Origin of the sequence: Stutzerimonas sp. Brlt_14 (genome assembly GCF_051948915.1) — a bacterium.
GTDB lineage: Bacteria > Pseudomonadota > Gammaproteobacteria > Pseudomonadales > Pseudomonadaceae > Stutzerimonas > Stutzerimonas stutzeri.
Window position 1 is genome coordinate 516,230 of sequence record NZ_JAYJLM010000004.1, and the last position, 15,213, is coordinate 531,442.

Here is a 15,213-nt window from a genome sequence, read left to right on the forward strand (position 1 = left end):
GTTGTGTAGTAAGTTAGGCCGAGCAACCAACCGGCCGTCATGCGGGCCCGCGGACACGGGTTTGCTCCAGAGGGTAGTTAATTTGAACGACATGGCAAAAAACCTGATCCTGTGGCTGATCATCGCCGCCGTCCTGGTCACGGTGATGAACAACTTCTCCAGCCCGAGCGAGCCGCAGACGCTGAACTACTCGGACTTCCTTGAGCAGGTCAAGGAGGGGCGCGTGGAGCGCGTGACCGTCGATGGTTTTGTCATCATCGGCAAGCGTAGCGACGGCGACACCTTCAAGACCATTCGCCCTGCGATCCAGGACAACGGCCTGATCGGCGATCTGCTCGACAACAATGTGCTGATCGAGGGCAAGCAGCCTGAGCAGCAGAGCATCTGGACACAGCTGCTGGTGGCCAGCTTCCCGATCCTGGTGATCATCGCCGTGTTCATGTTCTTCATGCGGCAGATGCAGGGCGGTGCCGGCGGCAAGGGCGGGCCTATGAGCTTCGGCAAGAGCAAGGCTCGCCTGCTCTCCGAGGATCAGGTCAAGACCACCTTCGCTGACGTCGCCGGTTGCGACGAGGCCAAGGAAGAAGTGCATGAGCTGGTGGAGTTTCTCCGCGACCCGGGTAAGTTCCAGCGTCTCGGCGGCCGTATTCCGCGTGGCGTGCTGATGGTCGGTCCGCCCGGTACTGGTAAGACGCTGCTGGCCAAGGCGATTGCCGGTGAGGCGAAGGTGCCGTTCTTCACTATCTCGGGTTCGGATTTCGTCGAGATGTTCGTCGGTGTCGGCGCCAGCCGGGTCCGCGACATGTTCGAGCAGGCCAAGAAGCACGCGCCTTGCATCATCTTCATCGACGAGATCGACGCGGTCGGTCGTCATCGTGGTGCCGGCCTCGGCGGCGGGCACGACGAGCGCGAGCAGACCCTCAACCAGTTGCTGGTGGAGATGGATGGCTTCGAGATGAACGATGGCATCATCGTCATCGCGGCTACCAACCGTCCCGACGTGCTCGATCCGGCGCTGCTGCGTCCGGGCCGCTTCGACCGGCAGGTGGTCGTAGGCTTGCCGGACATCCGCGGTCGCGAGCAGATTCTCAAGGTGCACATGCGCAAGGTGCCAGTCAGCGAGAACGTCGAGCCGGCGGTCATCGCCCGCGGTACGCCGGGTTTCTCCGGTGCGGATCTGGCCAACCTGGTCAACGAGGCGTCCCTGTTCGCTGCGCGGGCCAACAAGCGCATCGTCGAAATGCGCGAGTTCGAACTGGCCAAGGACAAGATCATGATGGGCGCCGAGCGCAAGTCCATGGTCATGTCCGAGAAAGAGAAACTCAATACCGCGTATCACGAGGCTGGGCACGCCATCGTCGGGCGCGTGGTGCCCGAGCATGACCCGGTCTACAAGGTTTCCATCATTCCTCGCGGGCGGGCGCTGGGTGTCACCATGTTCCTGCCGGAAGAGGATCGCTACAGCCTGTCGAAACGCGCACTGATCAGTCAGATCTGCTCGCTGTTTGGTGGTCGAATCGCCGAGGAAATGACCTTGGGTTTCGAAGGCGTCACCACTGGCGCTTCCAACGACATCATGCGCGCGACTCAGTTGGCGCGGAACATGGTGACCAAGTGGGGCTTGTCGGAGAAGCTTGGCCCGCTGATGTATGCCGAAGAGGAGGGTGAGGTCTTCCTCGGTCGCAGCGCTGGCAGTCAGCACGCCAACGTTTCCGGCGAGACCGCCAAGCTGATCGATGAAGAGGTGCGCAGCATCATTGATCACTGCTATGGCACCGCCAAGCAGATACTCACCGAGAACCGCGACAAGCTGGACATGATGGCCGAAGCCCTCATGAAGTACGAAACCATCGATGCACCGCAGATCGACGACATCATGGCGGGCCGTCCGCCGCGCGAGCCGCGTGACTGGGAAGGTGGCGGTACCGGCACGTCCGGGACGCCGGCCGTGCCGGATGACAATCGTCCGCAGACGCCGATTGGTGGTCCCGCCGGGGAGCATTGAGGGTAGCGTCGACCGAACATTCATCGGTCGGCTGTCAAAAGGCTGTATCCAGAAGGGGCGCATAGGCGCCCCTTCTGGTGTAAATTGTCCACCCCGTTGTGCCATGGTGGTGCAGCTGGCGTGGATCGCCTGCCCAGGGCGTCCGGCCTGAACGTACAAGGCTCGTGAATGAACAACTCGTCTTCACCTGCTCGACTGGTCTGCGGCAGTCGAGCCCTCGATCTTTCCCGTCCCCATGTCATGGGGATTCTCAATGTCACCCCCGATTCCTTTTCCGATGGTGGTCGCTTCGCCGAGCGCGATGCGGCATTGCGGCACGCCCAGGCGATGGTTGCAGCAGGGGCTACGCTGATCGATGTGGGGGGGGAGTCGACCCGTCCGGGCGCGCGTTCAGTTTCGCCGACCGAGGAGCTGGAGCGGGTCGCCCCCATTGTCGAGGCCATTGCCGGCGAGCTGGATGTCGTGATCTCGGTGGACACCTCAACGCCTGCGGTGATCCGCGAGTGCGCGCGGCTGGGCGCCGGTCTGATCAACGACGTGCGCTCGCTACGACGCGATGGTGCGCTGGATGCAGCGGCCGACACCGGTTTGCCGGTCTGTCTCATGCACATGCGCGGCGAGCCCGGGGATATGCAGGACGATCCGCGCTATGACGATATCACTGCGGAAGTTGCGTCGTTCCTAGGTGAGCGAATGGCGGCGTGCGCAGCGGCAGGCATTCCGGCAGAGCGCATCGTGCTCGACCCGGGGTTCGGCTTTGCCAAGACGCTGAATCACAACCTCGTGCTGTTCAAGCATATGGAAAAGCTTCACCGACTGGGGCGTCCGCTGCTGGTGGGCGTGTCGCGCAAGAGCATGATCGGTGGCGTGCTGGGGCGTCCGGTGGGTGAGCGGCTGTATGGCAGCCTTGCGCTGGCGGCCCTGGCCGTCAGCAAGGGGGCGCAGATCGTGCGGGTGCACGATGTGGCCGAGACGGTTGACGTAATTCGAATGATCGCTGCAGTGCAGGCGGCAGAGTAGGGAAGACACCATGACTAGAAAGTATTTCGGCACCGACGGCATTCGCGGACATGTTGGGCAAGCGCCTATTACCCCGGATTTCATGCTCAAGCTGGGCTGGGCGGCAGGCATGGCCTTCCGCAAGCAGGGCAAGTGCCGCATCCTGATCGGCAAGGACACCCGTATTTCGGGCTACATGTTCGAGTCGGCGCTGCAGGCGGGGCTGTCGGCTGCGGGCGCCGATGTGTTGCTGCTGGGGCCGATGCCGACGCCAGCGGTTGCTTACCTGACGCGTACCTTCCATGCCGAGGCCGGCATCGTCATCAGCGCCTCGCATAATCCCCATCACGACAACGGCATCAAGTTCTTTTCCGGTCGCGGAACCAAGCTTCCCGACGAGGTCGAGCTGATGATCGAGGAGCTGATCGATACGCCGATGACTGTGGTCGAGTCGGCACAGCTGGGAAAGGCATCGCGGATCAACGATGCGGCCGGTCGCTACATCGAGTTCTGCAAGAGCAGCGTGCCGACCAGTACCGACTTCTCCGGGCTCAAGCTGGTCATCGATTGCGCCCATGGTGCTACATACAAGGTAGCGCCCAGCGTATTTCGCGAGCTGGGAGCCGAGGTTGTAGTGATCGGCGCGCAGCCGGATGGGCTGAACATCAATGCCGATGTCGGCTCCACCCATGTTGGCCAGTTGCAAAAGGCGGTGGTGGAGCATGGGGCTGATCTCGGGATCGCCTTTGACGGAGATGGCGATCGGGTGATGATGGTCGACCATACCGGTGCGGTCGTTGATGGTGACGAGTTGCTCTACATCATCGCGACCGATCTGCAGGAACGCGAACGCTTGACCGGCGGAGTCGTCGGTACCCTGATGAGCAACCTCGGGCTCGAGCTCGCCCTTAAGGCGCGCGAGATTCCGTTCTGCCGGGCCAAGGTGGGTGATCGTTACGTGATTGCCGAGATGCTGGATAAGGGGTGGGTTCTCGGTGGCGAGAATTCGGGACACATCGTCTGCGCCCAGCACACCACTACGGGCGACGCGATCATCGCGGCCTTGCAAGTAGTCCTGGCGCTGCGCCGGCGTGGCCAGACCCTCGCTCAGGAGCGTCTGGCGTGGCACAAGTGTCCGCAGGTGCTGATCAATGTGCGGTTCTCCGGCGATAGAGATCCGATCGCGCATCCCAGCGTCAAGGCTGCCTGCGACAGCGTTACAGAGCGCATGGGTGGTCGCGGGCGCGTGTTGCTGCGCAAGTCCGGCACCGAGCCGCTGGTGCGGGTAATGGTTGAGGGTGACGACGAAATACAGGTGCGCGGCATGGCGGAAGAGCTGGCCAAGGTCGTTACCGAAGTTTGTGCGTGAACGCGCTTGCCAGGGGCGCAGTCGTTGAGTAACATCTGCGCCCACTTTGACCGATGAGGTAAAGCATGCGTCGCCCCATGGTAGCTGGTAACTGGAAAATGAACGGTACCCGCGCTAGCGTCGCAGAGCTGATCGAGTCTTTTCGGCGTCAGGCACTGCCTGCAGCGGTTGAGATTGCGGTGTTTCCCTCCTTTGTGCATGTCAGTCAGGTCCTGGATGTTGTCGATGGGGTGCAAGTTTCCGTCGGCGCTCAGGATTGTGCCTTGCAGTCGGGTTTCGGGGCGCTGACTGGCGAGGTTTCGGCCGACCAGTTGGTTGATCTCGGTTGTGAGTGGGTATTGGTTGGGCACTCCGAGCGCCGCCTGGTATTGGGTGAGACGGACGAGGTGGTCAGCCAGAAATTTGCGGCAGCTCAGGCAGGCGGTTTGAAGCCTGTGCTGTGCCTCGGTGAGACGCTCGAGGAGCGCGAGGCTGGAAGAACGCTGGAAGTGGTGGCGCGGCAGTTGGGGCAGGTTCTCGATGATCAAGGTGTCGAGGCGTTCCAGTCCGCAGTGATTGCGTATGAGCCCGTCTGGGCCATCGGGTCTGGCTTGACGGCTACGCCTGAGCAGGCGCAAGAGGTACACGCCGCCATTCGCGATCAACTGGCACGCAGCGATCGTCGCATCGCCGAAGGTGTAAGGCTGCTGTATGGTGGCAGCGTGAAGGCGGACAATGCCGCTGAGCTGTTCGCCATGGCGGATATTGATGGGGGGCTGATTGGTGGTGCCTCTCTGAAAGCGGATGAATTCGGTGCGATCTGTCGCGCCGCGGGGAACTGAACAGATGTTGCAGACTGTTGTAATCGTGGTGCATCTGCTGGTTGCTCTGGGTGTGGTTGCACTGGTGCTGCTGCAGCAGGGCAAGGGTGCGGATGCCGGTGCGTCTTTCGGCTCGGGTGCTTCGGCAACCGTTTTCGGAAGCCAAGGTTCCGCTACCTTTTTGAGCCGAGTTACTGCTATACTCGCCGGCGTTTTTTTCGTGACCAGCCTGGGTCTGGCGTTTTTCGCCAAGCAACAGGCTGATCAACTGTCCCAGGCGGGGCTGCCGGATCCGGCGGTGCTGGAAGTTCCGGTCAGCAAGCCGGCCGTCGAGGATGTTCCTGTGCTCGAGGAGCGCAAGCCGGCGGATGCCGCGGGCGAGCTTCCCCAGGTAGAGGAAGGGCAATAAGGGTTTTTGCCGAGGTGGTGGAATTGGTAGACACGCTACCTTGAGGTGGTAGTGGCCATAGGCTGTAGGGGTTCGAGTCCCCTCCTCGGTACCAAACAAGCAGGCCCGCCTAGTGCGGGCTTTCTTGTGTTTAAGGGTTTCGGTTGACCGGTGTTGGTCGCGGGTCGTATAATTCGTGCCCAGTTTGACGCGGGGTGGAGCAGTCTGGTAGCTCGTCGGGCTCATAACCCGAAGGTCGTTGGTTCAAATCCAGCCCCCGCAACCAGTCGATAAAGAGCCCCTGTACAGGGGCTTTTTATTAGCTTGAGGCCAGGTCGCCGGCATTTACAGGCGGTCAAAAGGGATGGGCGTTTCGCCCATTTTTCATTTGTACAGCATGCGCGAGGGACTTCGATGTCGAGCAAGCTAGAACAGTTGCAGGCCTTGTTGGCCCCGGTGGTTGAGGCGCTTGGCTATCAGTGCTGGGGCATTGAGTTCATTTCCCAGGGGCGGCATTCACTGCTGCGAGTCTATATCGATCATGCCAACGGCATTCTCATCGACGATTGCGAAAAGGTGAGTCGTCAGCTGAGTGGCGTGCTCGATGTGGAAGATCCGATCAGCGTGGATTACACCCTTGAGGTTTCTTCTCCCGGTATGGATAGGCCCCTGTTCACCATTGAACAGTACGTGGCCCATGTCGGTGATCAGGTAAAAATTAAGCTGCGCTCGCCCTTCGAGGGCAGGCGCAATTTCCAGGGTCTTCTCCGTGGGGTGGAAGAGCAGGATGTCGTGGTGCTGGTGGATGACCATGAATACCTGCTGCCGATCGACATGATCGATAAGGCCAACATAATTCCCCGTTTTGACTGAGAGCGGATCCCGCGGACCCCAATGGATTGCGAAAGGCGAGGCGTACGATGAGCAAAGAAGTACTGCTGGTTGTGGAGTCGGTGTCCAATGAAAAGGGCGTACCGGCAAGTGTGATTTTCGAGGCGCTGGAGCTGGCGTTGGCCACGGCTACCAAGAAGCGCTACGAGGACGATGTTGATCTGCGTGTGGAAATCAATCGCCACAACGGCAGCTACGAAACCTTCCGTCGTTGGACGGTCGTCGACGATGAGCACTTCGAGGACCCGGCTCACCAGCTGGCGCTCGATCAGGCTCAGGAACGCAATCCGGACGCCAAGCTCGGTGACGTGTTCGAAGAAAAGATCGAGTCCATCGAGTTCGGCCGGATCGCGGCGCAGACCGCCAAGCAGGTCATCGTGCAGAAGGTGCGCGAGGCCGAGCGCGCACAGGTCGTTGAGGCTTATCGCGACCGCGTCGGCGAGATCATTTCCGGTACGGTGAAGAAGGTCACTCGTGACAGCGTCATCGTCGACCTCGGTAACAACGCCGAGGCCCTGCTGGCCCGTGAAGACATCATTGCCCGCGAGACTTTCCGGGTTGGCGCCCGCGTTCGTGCGCTGCTCAAGGAAATCCGCACCGAGAACCGCGGCCCGCAGCTGATCCTGTCGCGTACTGCGCCGCAGATGCTGATCGAGCTGTTCCGCATCGAGGTGCCGGAGATCGCCGAAGGCCTGATCGAAGTGATGGGCGCCTCGCGGGATCCGGGCTCGCGCGCCAAGATTGCCGTGCGCTCCAAGGACAAGCGAATCGATCCCCAGGGCGCTTGCATCGGCATGCGTGGTTCGCGCGTGCAGGCGGTATCGGGAGAGATCGGTGGCGAGCGAGTCGATATCGTGCTGTGGGACGAGAACCCGGCACAGTTCGTCATCAATGCCATGGCGCCGGCGGAAGTCGCGGCGATCATCGTCGACGAAGACGCGCATGCCATGGATATCGCCGTCGCTGAGGACAACCTGGCCCAAGCCATCGGGCGCGGCGGTCAGAACGTGCGCCTGGCCAGTCAGCTGACCGGCTGGACACTCAATGTCATGACCGAAGCGGATATCCAGGCCAAGCAGCAGGAAGAGACCGGCGACATTCTGCGCAACTTCATCGAAGAGCTGGACGTGGATGAAGAGCTGGCGCAGGTTCTGGTGGAAGAGGGCTTCACCTCCCTCGAAGAGATTGCCTACGTCCCCATGGAGGAAATGCTTGGCATCGAAGGCTTCGACGAGGACATCGTCAATGAGCTGCGTACGCGGGCCAAAGATCGCCTGCTGACCAAGGCCATCGCCAACGAAGAGAAGCTGGCGGATGCTCAGCCGGCTGAAGATCTGCTGGCACTCGATGGCATGGATAAAGAACTGGCGGTCGAGTTGGCCGTGCGGGGCGTCATCACCCGCGAAGACCTGGCCGAGCAGTCGATCGACGACCTGCTCGACATAGACGGCATCGATGAAGAACGTGCCGGCAAGCTGATCATGGCCGCCCGAGCCCATTGGTTCGAGTAAGTATTTAGCGGCCTGAGGAGAGAAATGCATGACGCAAGTCACGGTGAAAGAACTGGCCCAGGTGGTCGACACACCGGTCGAGCGACTGCTTCAGCAGATGCGTGAGGCAGGACTGTCGCACACCAGCGCCGAGCAAGTAGTGACCGATAACGAGAAGCAGGCCCTGTTGGCGCATCTGAAAAGTAGCCATGGGGCAAAGGTGGACGAGCCGCGCAAGATCACATTGCAGCGCAAGACCACCACCAAGTTGAAAGTGGGCGGCAGCAAGACCATCAGCGTCGAAGTTCGCAAGAAGAAGACCTTCGTCAAGCGTAGCGCCGAGGAGATCGAGGCCGAACAGCGCCGCGAACTCGAGGAGCAGCGTGCTGCCGAAGAGGCTGCCCGTCTGAAGGCCGAGCAAGAGGCTCGCGAGCGTGCCGAAGAAGAGGCGCGTCGCCAGGCCGAAGCGGCCAAGGCCCAGACTGCCGAAACGGCTGCTCCGGCCGCTGCCGAGTCGGCGTCGAGCGCCGAGCCGGCGCAGGTAGTGGCGGCGGTAGAAGCTGCTGCACCTGCCCCGGAGCGCAAGAAGGAAGAGCCGCGGCGCGTCGAGAAACCTCGCAGCGATGACGACGAGCGTCGTGATCGCAAGCATGCGCAGCATCGTCCCTCGCTCAAGACCAAGGCGCCGTTGGCGCGTACCGTACGTAGCGGTGAAGACGAAGCCGATGGCTTCCGTCGCGGGGGCCGTGGTGGCAAGAGCAAGCTCAAGAAGCGTAACCAGCATGGGTTCCAGAGCCCAACAGGACCAGTCGTGCGTGAAGTGTCGATCGGCGAGACCATCACTGTGGCCGAACTGGCCCAGCAGATGTCGGTGAAAGCGGCCGAAGTCATCAAGTTCATGTTCAAGATGGGTTCGCCGGTCACCATCAACCAGGTGCTGGATCAGGAGACCGCTCAACTGGTCGCCGAAGAACTGGGCCACAAGGTCAAGCTGGTCAGCGACAACGCGCTGGAAGAACAGCTGGCCGAGCTGCTGAAGTTCGAAGGCGAGTCGGTCGCCCGTGCGCCGGTCGTGACCGTCATGGGTCACGTCGACCATGGCAAGACCTCGCTGCTCGACTACATTCGTCGTGCCAAGGTGGCGGTCGGCGAAGCCGGCGGTATCACCCAGCACATCGGTGCCTATCACGTCGAGACCGAGCGTGGCATGGTCACTTTCCTTGATACCCCGGGCCACGCGGCGTTTACCGCCATGCGTGCACGCGGCGCCAAGGCCACCGATATCGTGATTCTGGTCGTGGCCGCCGACGACGGCGTCATGCCGCAGACCCAGGAAGCGGTGCAGCACGCCAAGGCGGCGGGTGTTCCGATCGTGGTCGCGGTGAACAAGATCGACAAGCCGGAAGCCAACCCGGACAACATCAAGAACGGCCTGGCCGCGCTGGATGTGATTCCGGAAGAGTGGGGCGGCGATACACCGTTCATCCCAGTTTCCGCCAAGGTCGGCACCGGTGTCGACGAGCTGCTCGAAGCGGTGCTGCTGCAGGCCGAGATTCTTGAACTGAAGGCAACGCCTTCGGCTCCGGGTCGCGGTGTGGTGGTCGAATCGCGCCTGGACAAGGGGCGTGGCCCGGTCGCCACTGTCCTGGTTCAGGACGGTACGCTGCGCCAGGGTGATATGGTCCTGTGTGGTGTGAACTTCGGCCGCGTGCGGGCCATGCTCGACGAGAATGGCAAGCCGGTGAAGGAAGCCGGTCCGGCCATTCCGGTGGAGATCCTTGGTCTGGACGGTACGCCGGAAGCCGGTGACGACCTCACCGTGGTCGCCGACGAGAAGAAGGCCCGCGAAGTCGCCTTGTTCCGTCAGGGCAAGTTCCGCGAAGTGAAGCTGGCCCGTGCTCACGCCGGCAAGCTCGAGAACATCTTCGAGACCATGGGTCAGGACGAGAAGAAGACGCTCAACATCGTGCTCAAGGCCGACGTGCGTGGTTCGCTCGAAGCGCTGCAAGGGTCGCTCAACGGCCTGGGCAACGACGAGGTGCAGGTGCGCGTGGTCGGTGGCGGTGTCGGTGGTATCACCGAATCCGATGCCAACCTGGCACTGGCGTCCAATGCGGTGCTGTTCGGCTTCAACGTTCGTGCCGATGCCGGCGCGCGCAAGATCGTCGAGGCCGAAGGCCTGGACATGCGCTACTACAACGTCATCTACGACATCATCGAGGACGTCAAGAAGGCGCTCACCGGTATGCTCGGCAGCGACGTTCGCGAGAACATTCTCGGCATCGCCGAAGTGCGTGACGTGTTCCGTTCGCCGAAGTTCGGCGCAATCGCCGGTTGCATGGTCACCGAGGGCATGGTGCACCGCAATCGTCCGATCCGCGTGCTGCGCGACGACGTCGTGATCTTCGAAGGCGAACTGGAATCGCTGCGCCGCTTCAAGGATGACGTCGCGGAAGTCCGCGCCGGCATGGAATGCGGTATCGGCGTGAAGAGCTACAACGACGTCAAGGTCGGCGACAAGATCGAAGTGTTCGAGAAGGTCGAAGTGGCGCGTTCGCTGTAAGCAAGCGTCAATCTGAAAGCTGGGAGCAAGGAGTCGGTGGTCGCCTGGGTGCGGTTACTGCTTCGAGCTTCCAGCTTTCGGCTTTTAATCGGGTAGAAATTTATGGCCAAAGAATTCAGTCGTACCCAGCGTATCGGCGATCAGATGCAGCGCGAATTGGCGCTGCTTATCCAGCGTGAGATCAAGGATCCGCGTCTGGGCCTGATTACCATCACCGCGGTCGACGTCAGTCGCGATCTGTCCCATGCAAAGATCTTCATCACCATCATGGGGCAAGACGACGATCAGGAAGCAATCAAGGGCAACCTGCGCATCCTCAACGATGCTGCCGGATTCCTGCGGATGCAGCTGGGCAAGAGCATGAAGTTGCGCACTGTTCCGCAGCTGCATTTCAACTACGACGCCAGCATCCGTCGCGGTGTCGAGCTGAGCTCGCTGATCGAACGGGCGGTTGCCGAAGATCGCAAGCACAGCGACGAGCGCGGAGAATAAGCGTGGCCCAGGTCAAGCGTGTACGTCGCGACGTCAGCGGCATCATCCTGCTCGACAAGCCGCGCGGGTTCACCTCCAACGCTGCGTTGCAGAAGGTTCGCTGGCTGCTCAATGCTGAAAAGGCCGGCCATACCGGCAGCCTCGATCCATTGGCGACAGGGGTGTTGCCGTTGTGTTTCGGCGAGGCCACCAAGTTCTCGCAGTATCTCCTGGATGCGGACAAGGCCTACGAAACGGTCATGCAGCTCGGCGTGACCACTACCACCGCCGATGCCGAAGGCGAAGTGCTGGAACGCAAGCCGGTCGCGGTAACGCGCGAGCAGCTGGAGGCGCTGTTGCCGCAGTTCCGTGGCGACATCCTGCAGGTGCCGCCGATGTATTCGGCGCTCAAGCGCGACGGCCAGCCGCTGTACAAACTGGCGCGTGCCGGAGAGGTGGTGGAGCGCGAGCCGCGTTCTGTTAATATTGCGCGCTTGGAGTTGCTCGCGCTCGAAGGCGACAAGGCTCGCCTGGCCGTCGCCTGTAGCAAGGGCACCTATATCCGCACGCTGGTCGAGGATCTAGGCCAGCAGCTTGGCTGCGGCGCGCATGTCGCTGAACTGCGACGCACCCAGGCCGGTCCGTTCGACCTGTCGCAGACGGTGACGCTCGAAACGCTTGAGCGTTTGCATGGCGAAGGTGGTGCCGAGGCGCTGGATGCCCTTCTGCAACCGGTGGACAGCGGATTGGAGCATTGGCCGCTGCTGCAGCTTTCCGAGCACAGCGCCTACTACTGGCTGCACGGGCAACCGGTGCGGGCACCGGAGGCACCGAAGTATGGCATGGTGCGCGTGCAGGACAACAACGGCCGCTTCATCGGTATCGGTGAGGTGAGCGAAGACGGGCGTATTGCGCCGCGTCGACTGATTCGGTCGGAATGACCGGTACGCAGCGCGTTCGCGCGTTGCGTCAGAGGGTGGCTGTCAGCAGGCACGGTCATGCCTCTTTATTAAACACGGGGTCAATCCCCGGCCTGTTCACTCAAGGAGCCCTACCATGGCACTGAGCGTTGAAGAAAAAGCCCAGATCGTTAACGAGTACAAGCAAGCTGAAGGCGATACCGGTTCTCCGGAAGTGCAGGTAGCCCTGCTGACCGCCAACATCAACAAGCTGCAGGACCACTTCAAGGCCAACGGCAAAGATCACCACTCCCGTCGTGGTCTGATCCGCATGGTCAACCAGCGTCGCAAGCTGCTGGATTACCTGAAGGGTAAGGACACCACTCGTTACAGCGCCCTGATCGGTCGTCTGGGTCTGCGTCGCTAAGACGCACCCGAGCTGGAAGCCGGAAGCTGGAAGCCTGAAGTTGAAAGCCGGGACAACCCGCGCAATCAGCTTCGGTCTTCCAGCTTTCGGCTTTCTTGCAGGTCGCTTCGGGCCGACTCCCGTGCGTTCTGCCGATTTCCCCAAGGCAACAAAGAGAAGGAAAAACCGTGAATCCGGTAATCAAGAAGTTTCAGTTCGGTCAGTCGACCGTAACCCTCGAGACGGGTCGCATCGCCCGCCAGGCCTCCGGCGCCGTGCTGGTCACCGTCGATGACGACGTCAGCGTGCTGGTCACCGTGGTCGGTGCCAAGACCGCCGATCCGAGCAAGGGGTTCTTCCCGCTCTCCGTGCATTACCAGGAGAAGACCTACGCAGCCGGCAAGATCCCCGGCGGCTTCTTCAAGCGTGAGGCGCGTCCTTCCGAGAAGGAAACCCTGACCTCGCGTCTGATCGATCGTCCGATCCGTCCGCTGTTCCCGGAAGGCTTCCAGAACGAAGTGCAGGTCATCTGCACCGTCGTCTCCACCAGCAAGAAGACTGACCCGGACATCGCCGCGATGATCGGTACTTCGGCTGCTCTGGCCGTTTCCGGTATTCCGTTCGACGGCCCCATCGGCGCCGCGCGCGTGGCCTTCCATCCGGAAACCGGCTACCTGCTGAACCCGAACTACGAGCAGCTCAAGGCCTCCAGCCTGGACATGGTCGTGGCCGGCACCAAGGACGCCGTGCTGATGGTCGAGTCGGAAGCCAAGGAGCTGACCGAAGACCAGATGCTGGGCGCTGTGCTGTTCGCTCATGACGAGTTCCAGGCCGTGATCAAGGCCGTGGAAGAACTCGCCGCCGAAGCCGGCAAGCCGCGCTGGGACTGGACCGCTCCGCAGGCCAACACCGCGCTGCTGGATGCCATCCGCAGCGAGTTCGGTGCCGCCATCTCCGAAGCCTATACCATCACCATCAAGCAGCAGCGCTATGCCCGTCTGGACGAGCTGCGCGAGCAGGTTGTGGCCAAGTTCTCCGGTGAGGAAGGTCAGCCTTCCGGCGGCGAAGTGAAGGATGCCTTCGGCGAAATCGAGTACCGCACCGTGCGCGAGAACATCGTCAACGGCAAACCGCGTATCGACGGTCGCGACACCCGTACCGTGCGTCCGCTGGCCATCGAAGTCGGCGTGCTGGACAAGACCCACGGCTCGGCACTGTTCACCCGTGGCGAAACCCAGGCGCTGGTCGTCGCCACCCTCGGTACCGCACGCGACGCTCAGCTGCTGGATACCCTGGAAGGCGAGAAGAAAGACGCCTTCATGCTGCACTACAACTTCCCGCCCTATTCGGTCGGCGAGTGCGGTCGCATGGGCGCTACCGGACGCCGCGAGATCGGCCATGGCCGTCTGGCCCGTCGTGGCGTCGCCGCCATGCTGCCGAGTGCCGACGAGTTCCCGTACACCATTCGCGTGGTGTCGGAGATCACCGAATCCAACGGCTCCAGCTCCATGGCGTCGGTCTGCGGTGCCTCGCTGGCGCTGATGGATGCCGGTGTACCGATGAAGGCGCCGGTTGCCGGTATCGCCATGGGTCTGGTCAAGGAAGGTGAGAAGTTCGCAGTCCTGACCGACATCCTGGGTGACGAAGATCACCTGGGCGACATGGACTTCAAGGTGGCCGGTACTGCCAAGGGCGTGACCGCTCTGCAGATGGACATCAAGATCCAGGGCATCACCGAAGAGATCATGGAGATCGCCCTGGGCCAGGCCCTGGAAGCGCGTCTGAACATCCTTGGCCAGATGAGCCAGGTCATTGCCCAGTCGCGCAGCGAGCTGTCGGCCAACGCACCGACCATGCTGGCGATGAAGATCGATCAGGACAAGATCCGCGACGTGATCGGCAAGGGTGGCGCCACCATTCGTGCGATCTGTGAGGAGACCAAGGCATCGATCGATATCGAAGACGACGGCTCGATCAAGATCTTCGGCGAAACCAAGGAAGCGGCCGAGGCGGCCAAGCAGCGCGTGCTGAGCATCACGGCCGAAGCCGAGATCGGCAAGATTTACGTCGGCAAGGTTGAGCGCATCGTCGACTTCGGTGCCTTCGTCAACATCCTGCCGGGCAAGGATGGCCTGGTGCACATCTCGCAGATCAGCGATCAGCGCATCGAGAAAGTCACCGATGTGCTGAAAGAAGGTCAGGAAGTGAAGGTGCTGGTGCTGGACGTGGATAACCGCGGCCGCATCAAACTGTCCATCAAGGACGTGGCTGCAGCGGAAGCCTCGGGCGTCTGAGGCAAGCTGGCAGTCAACAGAAAGGGCCCTCTGGGCCCTTTTTGTTTGCCTGTTCGCCGCGTGTCCGCAGCTCCGCCCGATATTGCAAGTTGCAAGCAGCGCCACGCGCAAACTTGCATTGTGCAAGTCGTCAGGGTTCTCGCTTATCTATAAGCAATTGATTCTAAAGGAAAAAAATATGTGACAGAGTTGGCACACCGCTTGCGCTGTTATCTGTGCATCTGAGGCCGGAGTCATGCCCCAGAAATCACGAGAACAGGAGTGACATCTATGAAGACTACTCAGACCCTTACCGCCGCCGCCATTGCCGCCGCTCTCAGCCTGCCTTTCGCAGGTGCTGCGCTGGCCGACACGCCTGCAATCGACAAGACCGACACCGTCATGCTCGCTGCCAATACCATGGACGACGCAGGGGACGCTGCCTCCGATACCTGGATCACCACCAAGGTGAAGTCCACGCTGCTGGCTGAAGACGCCACCCCCGGCATGGATATCGAAGTAGAGACCAAGGATGGCGTGGTTTCGCTGTCCGGGACCGTAGCCACTGAAGCCGAAAAAGAAGCCGCCATTGCCAAAGCCAAGGGCATCAAAGGCGTCCGTGATGTCGCTGCAGACGGTCTGAAGACCGCCGAGTGACG

Annotated in this window: 13 protein-coding genes and 2 tRNA genes; all 15 read left to right on the forward strand. The window is 61.5% G+C overall.

The features are described 5' to 3' along the window. The first annotated feature begins 82 nt into the window (after positions 1-82). The 15 genes from ftsH to VF716_RS12815 all read left to right on the forward strand — a co-directional run bounded on the left by ftsH (position 83) and on the right by VF716_RS12815 (position 15,211). Positions 83-2,005 (forward strand): ATP-dependent zinc metalloprotease FtsH, encoded by a 1,923-nt coding sequence (gene ftsH / locus VF716_RS12745; RefSeq protein ID WP_017244233.1) that lies wholly within the window; start codon positions 83-85, stop codon positions 2,003-2,005. Between the two features lie 168 nt (positions 2,006-2,173). After that, positions 2,174-3,025 (forward strand): dihydropteroate synthase, encoded by an 852-nt coding sequence (folP, locus tag VF716_RS12750; RefSeq protein WP_011914378.1) that lies wholly within the window; start codon positions 2,174-2,176, stop codon positions 3,023-3,025. A gap of 10 nt (positions 3,026-3,035) precedes the next feature. After that, a complete protein-coding gene (gene glmM / locus VF716_RS12755; RefSeq protein WP_013983877.1) occupies positions 3,036-4,373 on the forward strand; it encodes a phosphoglucosamine mutase in 1,338 nt (445 codons plus the stop codon). A gap of 65 nt (positions 4,374-4,438) precedes the next feature. Continuing rightward, positions 4,439-5,194 (forward strand): triose-phosphate isomerase, encoded by a 756-nt coding sequence (gene tpiA, locus VF716_RS12760; protein WP_125853241.1) that lies wholly within the window; start codon positions 4,439-4,441, stop codon positions 5,192-5,194. Positions 5,195-5,198: 4 nt separating this feature from the next. After that, positions 5,199-5,582, forward strand: a complete 384-nt coding sequence (secG, locus tag VF716_RS12765; protein WP_037038870.1) for a preprotein translocase subunit SecG — start codon at positions 5,199-5,201, stop codon at positions 5,580-5,582. 8 nt (positions 5,583-5,590) lie between these two features. Then, positions 5,591-5,676, forward strand: a tRNA-Leu gene (locus tag VF716_RS12770). Between the two features lie 94 nt (positions 5,677-5,770). Further along, positions 5,771-5,847: transfer RNA gene (locus VF716_RS12775), tRNA-Met, on the forward strand. Positions 5,848-5,975: 128 nt separating this feature from the next. Next, positions 5,976-6,434, forward strand: coding sequence for a ribosome maturation factor RimP (gene rimP, locus VF716_RS12780; RefSeq protein WP_013983874.1), 459 nt, complete (start codon positions 5,976-5,978; stop codon positions 6,432-6,434). Positions 6,435-6,481: 47 nt separating this feature from the next. Then, positions 6,482-7,963: a transcription termination factor NusA gene (gene nusA / locus VF716_RS12785; protein ID WP_011914373.1), complete on the forward strand. Its 1,482-nt coding sequence runs from the start codon at positions 6,482-6,484 to the stop codon at positions 7,961-7,963. Between the two features lie 28 nt (positions 7,964-7,991). Beyond that, positions 7,992-10,505 carry a translation initiation factor IF-2 gene (infB, locus tag VF716_RS12790; RefSeq protein ID WP_011914372.1) on the forward strand — a complete coding sequence of 838 codons (2,514 nt, stop codon included), beginning with the start codon at positions 7,992-7,994 and terminating at the stop codon, positions 10,503-10,505. Between the two features lie 102 nt (positions 10,506-10,607). Then, entirely contained in the window at positions 10,608-10,997 is a 390-nt protein-coding gene (gene rbfA, locus VF716_RS12795; RefSeq protein WP_011914371.1) for a 30S ribosome-binding factor RbfA, read from the forward strand. A gap of 2 nt (positions 10,998-10,999) precedes the next feature. Then, on the forward strand, positions 11,000-11,917 hold the full coding sequence (gene truB, locus VF716_RS12800) for a tRNA pseudouridine(55) synthase TruB (protein WP_011914370.1): 918 nt from the start codon (positions 11,000-11,002) through the stop codon (positions 11,915-11,917). A 115-nt stretch (positions 11,918-12,032) separates the two neighbouring features. Then, positions 12,033-12,302, forward strand: coding sequence for a 30S ribosomal protein S15 (gene rpsO, locus VF716_RS12805; protein WP_011914369.1), 270 nt, complete (start codon positions 12,033-12,035; stop codon positions 12,300-12,302). A gap of 167 nt (positions 12,303-12,469) precedes the next feature. Beyond that, complete coding sequence (pnp, locus tag VF716_RS12810) at positions 12,470-14,575, forward strand: polyribonucleotide nucleotidyltransferase (RefSeq protein WP_011914368.1); 2,106 nt, start codon at positions 12,470-12,472, stop codon at positions 14,573-14,575. A 270-nt stretch (positions 14,576-14,845) separates the two neighbouring features. Next, entirely contained in the window at positions 14,846-15,211 is a 366-nt protein-coding gene (locus VF716_RS12815; protein WP_011914367.1) for a BON domain-containing protein, read from the forward strand. The last annotated feature ends 2 nt before the right edge of the window (positions 15,212-15,213 follow it).